The sequence below is a fragment of the Bradyrhizobium sp. P2_E8 genome (assembly GCF_056403875.1).
The window spans coordinates 1-7,383 of sequence record NZ_JBFUES010000315.1 but is presented as its reverse complement, the minus strand read 5'-3'; the positions used below and the strand labels follow the sequence as shown (position 1 = coordinate 7,383).

Genomic DNA, 7,383 nt, shown 5'->3' with positions numbered 1-7,383 from the left:
ACGCCGAGCACGCCGGCCCGCAGCATCTCGGCGATGAACGGCGCCTCGTTGCAGGCGAGCGCGAGGCCGGCCGCCAGCACCGCCGGCAGCTTGATGCCGATATGCGGCAGCGCGTCGTAGGCGAACACCATCTGCAGGATCAGCGGCGTGCCGCGGAAGATCACGGTATAGGCCCTGGCGATCGCCGCCAGCAGCCAGAAGCGGGAGAGCTGCATGCCGGCGAGGATCAATCCGAGGATCAGTCCGCCGCCGAGCCCGAGGGCGGTCACCTCGAGGGTGAGCTCGATGCCCTCGAGCAGATACGGCATGCTCAGGTAATGGAAGAACAGCGACATCAGTCGACCGTCATCGGAGCGGGGCGATTCTTGTTGAAGAAGGACATTCAGGGCGCGCGCTTCACCTCTCCCCGCCGGGGAGAGGTGAAGTCGGCAGCGGCCGCCCGCTGCTCTAGTCGGCCGTCAGGATGTCCGGCTCCTTGAAGTTGTTCACGTCGAGCCCATGCTTCTTCAGAAGCTCCATGTGCGTGCCGGCCTTCTGCACCTCGATCAGCGCGGCGAGCACGGCGTCACGGAATTTCGGCTTGTCCTTGGGAACGGCGATACCGACCGAATACGGGATCGTCACCGCGATCGCCTTCTCCAGCTTGTCCGGATAGGCCTTCACCGCGCTGTCGACGGTGTTGACGTCGTTGACATAGGTGTCGGCGCGGCCGGCGAGGATGGCCTGGATGCAGTTGGCGTTGTTGTCGTAGAGCTGGACGGTCGGCTCGGGCTTGCCGGCCTTCTTGCACTCCGGCATCAGGGCCTGGATCAGGGGCACCTCGACATAGCCGGTGTTTTCGGCGGCAGCCGCGCCGCACATCGACATGTTGATGCCGTTGATGCCCTTCGGATTGCCCTTGGCGACCAGCACGCCGTCGAACACCTTCGAATAGGTGATGAAGTCGGCGGCCTTGGCGCGCTCCTTCGTGGCGTAGATGTCGGAGATGACGATGTCGGCCTGTCCTGCGGCGAGCGTGGTGAGGAGTGCCGCGAACGTCACCGGCTTGTAGGTCAGCTTGAAGCCGAGGCATTCGCCGATGGCCTCGCCGAGATCGATGTCGAAGCCGATATATTTGCTGGGGTCCTTGGGATCGATCGTCTCATAGCCCGGCGTGTGCGGGTTGATGGCGTTGACGAGCGTCTTGCCCTTCCAGTCCGGATATTTCTCCTGGAGCGCGGCGCAGGCGGCGGGCGCTGCGGCCTGCGCGCTCAGCGGTGCAGCGGCGAGAACGCCGAGAGCGATGGCGGCGCCGAGCGCGACCTTCCGCCACGGCAACGCTGCGCGTGCGATCCCCCGCCGCACGTTCCGCCGTATTTGGGGCAATACCCGTCTCTCCATCTCCAGCTCCTTCGAATTGTCATGGCACTGGCCATGTTCCAGATCTCGGGAGCGAGCCTAGGTGGAGTGCGCCGGGGAAAGCTTGTCCGCGGGCGTACAAAAAATTGGACGGTGGGGGCCCGCGATTTGGGCAAGCCGCTGCACAAAAACTGTTCGAAGGCTTTGGGTGCGGCGATACGCGATTCCGAATTCGGGAGAACCAAATGATTTCGTATTAGGCCGTGGTCTGCACGATCAGGGAATCATTCGGTTAGGTTACTTGACAGAGATATGACGCGTTACGGACGCATCTACGTGCGAGGCTCGAAGCAGATCGTCGTCCTCCACAGCCTATCCGCAGCATATCCACAGGATGACTATGCCGGATTCGCGAGCCCGCACGAGCCACTTGCTGCGCACAAACTCACAGACCCGGTATGTCAGCCGCCGGCCTGATCGAACACGTTGCGGCAAGCCTCGCTCAAGCTTGRGCGGTTACGGCGCAGGCAGGCTGTGATGGCGCGGACATTGGGGATTTCGCCGGCGCAGAGCCGGTAGACGTCGGGGGTGCAGGCCCGGCGCTGCTCGGGCGTTCCCTGCTGCGCGTGAGCCGCGGAAGCAAACAGCGTCAGGAACAGCCCGACCGTCGAGGCGCGGCGCGCCCGGCTCCTCACACCCGCAAGCCGCAAGAACCTTGCCTTCATGACGAAGTCTCCTGTCTGCCCTGCCCGCAACGGCCCGCGTTGGCCGGTGTGCGAAGGGGTAGGAGAAATAAACCGCCGAGAATGTGATCTCATTCACACTGGCGGCCGGCCCGGGATGCCTAAGTTCCCGCGGGGATTTTTCAGGAATCGCTAACCATACGGGACCCGATCGCCGGATCGTTAAAATGCGAGCGATCGGGTCAATCGGGAAACAAACCGGCTTTGCGACATTGCGCCATCCGCGTTCCGGAGGGTGCGATGAGCGAAGCCGAATTCAACTTGCTGCTGGATGCCGTCCGCGACGCCATGGTCCATGACGATTTTGCGTCCGCGCCGGAGGAGGAATTCGTGCCCCGCTCGTGGAGCTTCGACGCACCGCCCAAAGCCGCCAACGACAATGAGGGCGCCTGGCCCATCCTGCCGTTTCCCGACGGCTGGTACGCGGCCTGCTGAGGCCAGCTTCAACGTGAACGGATGCGCCCGCCTGCTGGGCGGTTCGGCATCGCCACGCGCCGGGACCCGGCGCGGCCACGATCAATTCTTGACGCGCTCCTCGCCATCCTGCGGCACCCGGTCCGGTGCGGCCGGCGGAAAGATGCTGTCATAGATCGCGCGCGCCTCGCGGATCAGGCGAGCCCGCTCCAGCTCGGATTTCGGGACAAATCGAACGACGTCGCTCACTTGCTCTCCAGCTTTCAGTTCCTGATGCATCACTTCGCAGATGCGAAGTCTATGCCATCGGGCCTGAATCGCTGGTTCCCGCCAAGCCCCGGGCAAACCCGGTGTGGCGTCCCGCCTCACCCCGGCAGCCGGCGGTGAGCGGCATCGGCGGAACTGGCGCTGAATTTGATTTTTGTTGAAAAATCAGAAGCTTGTGATGGAGGCCACGACCAGAATTGAACTGGTGTACACGGTTTTGCAGACCGTTGCGTAACCACTCCGCCACGTGGCCCCGTAAGGCCGGACCAATATAGGGGATCAATGGCTTAGGCAACCGCCTTCGTCCGACTTTGGCGGCGACGGCCTCTCTTCCGATGTGGACCGAAGTCAGGCTCGCTTGCCGCGCCGGACACCGCGCCGGCGGTCCTTGACCACCGGCTTGGGCGCCAGTTCGGGCAACTCCTCCTGGACCTCACGATAGCGCGCCAGCATCCGCTCGAAACTCGCGTACAAGGTCTCGGCGATGTCGGGGCGCCGTTCGAGACCGGCAAGCATCGTCGCGGCCGCCTCGATGGTCGACAGCCCGTCCTTGCGCGGCTCTTTGCGCAGCCGTCCGTAGCGCGAGGGGCGCGACGGGTTGAGGATCACGCGCTGGCATTTCAGCATCCAGGGATTGCGCCACCACAGCGCCTTGGCCTGGCTCCAGGTGCCGTCGAGCAGCACGATTCCTTCGAGCTTGCCGAGGATCGCGCGCTGGTTCTCGGCGACCTCGCCCTTGCGGGTCAGCGCCACGATCTCGCCCTCGGCCTCAAGATCGGCGGCGCGGGCCGAGCCGAGATAGAGCACGGCCCAATGGGAGGCATTCTCGACCGGCTGCCCCAGCGCCTTGGATAGGCTCGGCCAGGACAGGCCGACGCGCACCACGGCCTTGGGGAAGTGTTTCGCGGTCAACCGCGCGGTGCCGAGCGCCCTGTCCTGCTCCTGCGGGTGCTGGAGGATCAGGAGGCCAAGGCGATTCTCAACGGGCGTGACACTGTCGCAGATGCACAGCGGCATCGGCTTCTGACAGTGCGGGCATTCGGGGATCGGGTCGGCCGGCGCGGCGGCAGTGAGGTTCGACATGGCCGCCGCTATACGCTTTGCACGGTGGTTCAACAACCTATTCCGCCGGTGCGGGCAGCGGACGCGGCCCTGATCGCCGCCGCAGGCGGTCGATCAAGAGATAGATCACGGGCGTGGTGTAGAGCGTCAGGATCTGAGAGACGAACAGCCCGCCGATGATGGTGATGCCGAGCGGACGGCGGAGCTCGGTGCCGGGCCCGGTCGCGACGACCAGCGGAATGCCGGCGAACAGCGCCGCCATCGTCGTCATCAGGATGGGGCGGAACCGCGCCTGGCAGGCCTCGAAGATCGCCTCCGCCGAGGACAGGCCGCGCTGGCGCTCGGCGTCGAGCGCGAAGTCCACCATCATGATGCCGTTCTTCTTGACGATGCCGATCAAGAGGATGATGCCGACGAAGGCGATCACCGTCAGCGGCGTATTGGTGATCTGCAAGGCCAGCAGCGCGCCGAGGCCGGCCGAGGGCAGCGTCGAGATGATCGTGAGCGGATGGGCGAGGCTCTCATAGAGCACGCCGAGCACGATATACATCGCCACCAGCGCGCCGAGGATCAGCAGCGGCTGGCGGCCGCTGGTCCTGGCGAAATCGCCGGCATTGCCGTCAAAGCTGCCGCGGATGCCTTCCGGCATGTGCAGCTCCTCCACCGCGCGCTGGATGTTCTGCGTCGCGGCCTGGAGCGGCACGTCGGGCAACAGGTTGAACGACACCGTGGTCGAAGGGAACGACTGCGAATGATAGACCGCGAGCGCGGCAAGACCGCGCGTCGCGCGCACCACGGCCGACAGCGGCACCTGCACGTCGCCCGCGCCGGCGACATAGATGCGCTCGAGGTTGGAGGGATCGACCTGGAATTTCGGATCGATCTCCAGCACGGTCATGTACTGGTTGCGCTGGGTGTAGATGATCGAGATCTGCCGCTGCGAGAACGCGTTGTTCAGCGCGTTGTCGATGTCCTGAACCCTGACGCCGAGCGCCGAGGCCTTCTGGCGGTCGATGCTGAGCGTCAGCTGAAGCCCGCCGGGATCGCGATCGCTGGAAATGTCCGTGATGCCTTCGACGCTCTCCATGCGCTTGGCGACGATCGGCGCCCATTTCTGCAACAGGTCGAGATCGGTCGAGGAGAGCGTGTACTGGTAGTCGGAATCGCTCTGCCGTCCGCCGGCACGCACGTCCTGGGCGGCGAACATGAAGAGGCGGATGCCGGGCACCGGGAACAGCGCGCGCCTGAGACGGTCGATCACGACCTGCGTCGAGACGTGGTCGCGTTCCTCCGGCGGCTTCAGGCTGATGAACATGGTGCCGCGGTTCGAGGTCGCCGCTCCCGGGCCCCCGCCTCCGCTGCCGACGGTCGAGCCGATGCCGGCCACGGCCGGATCCTGCATCACGATGTCGGCGAGCCGCTGCTGGAGGCCGAGCATCGACTGGAACGAGATGTCGGCCGAGGCCCGCGTCGCGCCGATGACGAAACCGGAATCGTCGGTCGGGAAATAGCCCTTGGGCACCTTGATGTAGAGCGTCACGGTGAGACCGATGGTGGCGAAGAACACCAGCAGCGTCAGCAGCGGAAATTCCAGCACGGTGCGCAGGGTGCGGGTGTAGAAAGCGACGATGCGCGACAGCGAGCCCTCGATCAGGCGATCGAACAGGGTCGCGGTGCCGGAGGTGGTCTGCCGGATGTAATGGGCGCAGATCATCGGCGTCACCGTCAGCGAGACCAGCGTCGAGACCAGGATCGCGAAGGTGAGCGTCAGCGAGAATTCGCGCAGCAGGCGGCCGACGATGCCGTCCATGAAGATCAGCGGGGTGAAGGCGGCGATCAGCGACAGGCTGATCGACACCACGGTGAAGCCGATCTGCTTGGCGCCCTCCAGCGCCGCCTGGAACGGCCGCATGCCGTGTTCGAGATTGYGGAACATGTTCTCGATCATGACGATGGCGTCGTCGACCACGAAGCCGACGGAGATGGCGAGCGCCATCAGCGACAGATTGTCGATCGAGAAGCCCGCGACCCACATCCCGGCGCAGGTACCGGCCAGCGCCAGCGGCACCGAGATGCCGGCCGCGATCGTCGGCGTCAGCCGCCGCAGGAACACGAACACGACGACCATCACGAGGATGGCGGTTGCCAGCAGCGTCCACTGCATGTCCAGAACGCTGGCGCGGATCGTGCTGGTGCGATCGACCAGGGTGGAAATGTCCACGCCGGCCGGGATCCATTGCTTCAGCTCGGGGATCAGCGCCTTCACGCGGTCGACGGTGTCGATGACGTTGGCATCGCCCTGCTTGGTGATCTGGATCAGCACCGCCGGCTGCTTGTTGAACCAGGCGATCGAGCGGGCGTTGCGGACGGAGTCCTCGATGTCGGCGACGTCGGAGAGCCGGACGAAATTGCCGTTGGAGCTCTTGATGACGATGTCGCGGAACTCTTTCGCCGTGCGCATCTGCTTGTTCAGCGACAGCGTCTCGCTCTGGCGCTCGCCGTTGAAGATGCCGACGGGACCAAGCGGATTGGCGTTGACGATTGCGGTCCGCACGTCGTCGGTGGCGATGCCGGCGTTCGACAGCGCAACGGGATTGAGCTGCACCCGCACGGCCGGCTGGTCGGCGCCGCTGACCGTCACGTCGCCGACGCCGGGCACCTGCGAGATGCGCTGCGCCAGCACCGTATCGGCGACGTCGTAGATCGCGCTCGCCGACAATGTCTTCGAGGTCAGCGCCAGCACGAAGACGGGCGCGCCGGCCGTGTTCGCCTTCCGGAATTTTGGCAGCGTCGGCAGGTCGCTCGGCAGGTCCACCAGCGAGGCGTTGATCGCGGCCTGCACGTCGCGCGCGGCCTTGTCGATATTGCGGCCGATGTCGAACTGGAGCTGGATGTTGGAGACGCCGAGCGACGACGTCGAGGTGATCTGGTTGATGCCGGATATCTCACCTAACCGCCGCTCCAGCGGCGAGGCCACGGTCGCCGCCATCACGGAAGGGTCGGCGCCGGGCCGGCTGGCCGAGACGAAGATGGCGGGGAAGTCGACGTTCGGGACCGAGGCGACGGGCAGGAACTCGTAGGCGACGACACCCAGCAGGAACAACCCGATCGACAGCAGCGTGGTCGCGACCGGGCGGCGGATGAAGGGCTCCGAGATCGATGCCATCACTGCATCCCCTCGGTCGCGCCCGCGACCGGCGGGCCGCCGGGTTCGGCCGGCGGCAGCGCCTGCTCGAGGCGGCGGTTGATGCGGTCGAGCGCCAGGTAGATCACGGGCGTGGTGTAGAGCGTCAGCAGCTGGCTCAGCAGCAGGCCGCCGATGATGGAGATGCCGAGCGGAAAGCGCAGCTCGGCGCCGGTGCCGCTCTCGATCGCCAGCGGCAGCGCGCCGAACAGCGCCGCCAGCGTCGTCATCATGATCGGACGGAAGCGCAGCAGGCAGGCCTGCACGATCGCCTCGTTCGGCGACATCCCCTGCCGGCGCTCGGCCTCGAGCGCGAAGTCGATCATCATGATCGCGTTCTTCTTGACGATGCCCATCAACAGGATGATGCCGATC

The 7,383-nt window shown here is 65.4% G+C and carries 8 protein-coding genes and 1 tRNA gene; 1 reads left to right on the top strand and 8 read right to left on the bottom strand.

Going from position 1 to position 7,383, the window contains the following annotated elements; translation table 11 throughout:
• From AC1D00_RS18750 to AC1D00_RS18740, 3 genes are all read right to left on the bottom strand, one after another.
• A partial coding sequence (locus AC1D00_RS18750; protein ID WP_477011678.1) for an ABC transporter permease subunit occupies positions 1-335 on the bottom strand: 335 nt, incomplete at its 3' end.
• Positions 336-447: 112 nt separating this feature from the next.
• Positions 448-1,380 carry an ABC transporter substrate-binding protein gene (locus tag AC1D00_RS18745; protein WP_135173701.1) on the bottom strand — a complete coding sequence of 311 codons (933 nt, stop codon included), beginning with the start codon at positions 1,378-1,380 and terminating at the stop codon, positions 448-450.
• Positions 1,381-1,799: 419 nt separating this feature from the next.
• Complete coding sequence (locus AC1D00_RS18740) at positions 1,800-2,063, bottom strand: hypothetical protein (RefSeq protein ID WP_477011677.1); 264 nt, start codon at positions 2,061-2,063, stop codon at positions 1,800-1,802.
• A 258-nt stretch (positions 2,064-2,321) separates the two neighbouring features.
• On the opposite strand from AC1D00_RS18740, the gene AC1D00_RS18735 reads away from it, so the two are divergent.
• Complete coding sequence (locus AC1D00_RS18735; protein WP_477011676.1) at positions 2,322-2,516, top strand: hypothetical protein; 195 nt, start codon at positions 2,322-2,324, stop codon at positions 2,514-2,516.
• 81 nt (positions 2,517-2,597) lie between these two features.
• Here AC1D00_RS18735 and AC1D00_RS18730 read toward each other — a convergent pair whose 3' ends face one another.
• The 5 genes from AC1D00_RS18730 to AC1D00_RS18710 all read right to left on the bottom strand — a co-directional run.
• A complete protein-coding gene (locus tag AC1D00_RS18730) occupies positions 2,598-2,744 on the bottom strand; it encodes a hypothetical protein (RefSeq protein WP_165448159.1) in 147 nt (48 codons plus the stop codon).
• Positions 2,745-2,941: 197 nt separating this feature from the next.
• Positions 2,942-3,015 (bottom strand) — tRNA-Cys (locus AC1D00_RS18725).
• A gap of 95 nt (positions 3,016-3,110) precedes the next feature.
• Complete coding sequence (locus AC1D00_RS18720; RefSeq protein WP_477011675.1) at positions 3,111-3,845, bottom strand: tRNA-uridine aminocarboxypropyltransferase; 735 nt, start codon at positions 3,843-3,845, stop codon at positions 3,111-3,113.
• A gap of 37 nt (positions 3,846-3,882) precedes the next feature.
• Complete coding sequence (locus AC1D00_RS18715) at positions 3,883-6,990, bottom strand: efflux RND transporter permease subunit (RefSeq protein ID WP_477011674.1); 3,108 nt, start codon at positions 6,988-6,990, stop codon at positions 3,883-3,885.
• Positions 6,990-7,383 (bottom strand): efflux RND transporter permease subunit (locus tag AC1D00_RS18710; protein ID WP_477011673.1); only part of this gene is annotated, 394 nt, incomplete at its 5' end. The genes AC1D00_RS18710 and AC1D00_RS18715, both read right to left, overlap by 1 nt.

Bases quoted from the DNA above. Each gene is read 5' to 3' on its own strand.
- AC1D00_RS18745 (WP_135173701.1), bottom strand. From the start codon at position 1,380: ATGGAGAGACGGGTATTGCCCCAAATACGGCGGAACGTGCGGCGGGGG.
- AC1D00_RS18735 (WP_477011676.1), top strand. From the start codon at position 2,322: ATGAGCGAAGCCGAATTCAACTTGCTGCTGGATGCCGTCCGCGACGCC.
- AC1D00_RS18720 (WP_477011675.1), bottom strand. From the start codon at position 3,845: ATGTCGAACCTCACTGCCGCCGCGCCGGCCGACCCGATCCCCGAATGC.